The organism is Streptomyces sp. URMC 123 (assembly GCF_051386515.1).
Classification (GTDB): Bacteria; Actinomycetota; Actinomycetes; order Streptomycetales; family Streptomycetaceae; genus Streptomyces.
On the sequence record NZ_JBPQTV010000616.1, the window covers coordinates 1 to 1,325 of the forward strand.

Here is a 1,325-nt window from a genome sequence, read left to right on the forward strand (position 1 = left end):
AGCACCGTGGCCGAACGCGCGGCGTCGTCACCCGCTGTCGGGGCCGCGACGGCCCGCAGCAGGTCGCGCGCCGCGCTCGCGTCCGGCCGCGCCGCGGGGTCCTTGCCCATCAGCGCCCGCAGGACGGGCGCGAGCGGACCGGCGCGGCGGGGCTCCGGCAGCGGTTCGGCGACGATCGCGGAGAGCGTCGACCAGGTGGAGGTGCGGCGGAACGGCGAGGAGCCCTCGACGGCGGCGTAGAGCGTGGCGCCCAGCGACCAGATGTCGGAGGCGGGGCCGGGCGACTGCCCCTGGGCGCGCTCCGGCGCCAGGTAGTCGAGGGAACCGACGATGTCGCCGCTCCGGGTGAGCCGGGTGGCGGCGCCGTCGCCGGGGTCCTCCATGGTGGCGATGCCGAAGTCGGTGAGGACGACCCGGCCGCCGTGCTCCAGCAGCACATTGCCCGGCTTGACGTCCCGGTGGAGCACTCCGGCGCGGTGGGCGGCGGCGAGGGCGTCCATGACCTTCGCGCCGATCCCGGCGGCCTCGCGGGGGTCGAGCACCCCGCGCTCCCGGAGCACGTCGTCCAGCGACGGGCCGTCGACCAGCTCCATGACGATGACGGGTCTGCCGTCGTCCTCGGCCACGTCGTGCACGGCGATGACGCCGGGGTGCCGTACGCGGGCCGCGGCGCGTGCCTCGCGGCGCATGCGCAGCCGCAGGTCGGCGAGTTCGGGGCCGGAGGAGTCGGTGAAGGTGCGCAGTTCCTTGAGGGCGACCTCGCGGCCCAGGACCTCGTCGACGGCCCGGCACACCACCCCCATCCCGCCCCGCCCCAGCTGCCGCACCACGCGGTAGCGCCCGGCGACCAGCCGCCCGGACTCGTTGCGCTCGCTGTCCCCCGCCGTCACACCGCTGCCCCGTTCGTCTCGCCCGCCGTTTCGGGGGTACAGCCTAAGCGCCCGGGGCGCTCGCGGGAGCCTACGGGGCGGTGGGCGCCGGGGGGCGGCCGGCCAGGGCGTCGAGGTCGGCGCGGGCGAGGCCGGTGAGGGCGGTCACCTCGTCGGCGTCGAGCGCGCCGCAGTCGAGGCCGCGCAGCAGCTGGCCGCTGAGGGCCTTGGCGGTGGCGGGCTCGTCCATGACCGCCCCGCCCGCGCGGCGCACATACGCCCGCAGCCGGGCCGCGGCCGCCGGGAGGCCCTCGCGGTGGAAGGCGTAGACGGCGGCGTAGCGGGTGGGCAGATGGCCGGGGTGCATGTCCCAGCCCTGGTAGTAGGCGCGGGCCAGCGAGCGCCGTACGAGGCGGTGGTGCAGCCGCCAGGCGTCGTGGACCTGTTCGGTGGTGC

At 77.3% G+C, this 1,325-nt stretch carries 2 protein-coding genes; both read right to left on the bottom strand.

Features of this window, described 5'->3' with window-relative positions:
• On the bottom strand, nt 1-890 hold an 890-nt coding region (locus ACSNOD_RS31225), incomplete at its 3' end, for a serine/threonine-protein kinase (protein ID WP_436770445.1).
• A gap of 70 nt (nt 891-960) precedes the next feature.
• Nucleotides 961-1,325: DUF6986 family protein (locus ACSNOD_RS31230; protein WP_436770446.1), on the bottom strand; the 365-nt coding region annotated here is incomplete at its 5' end.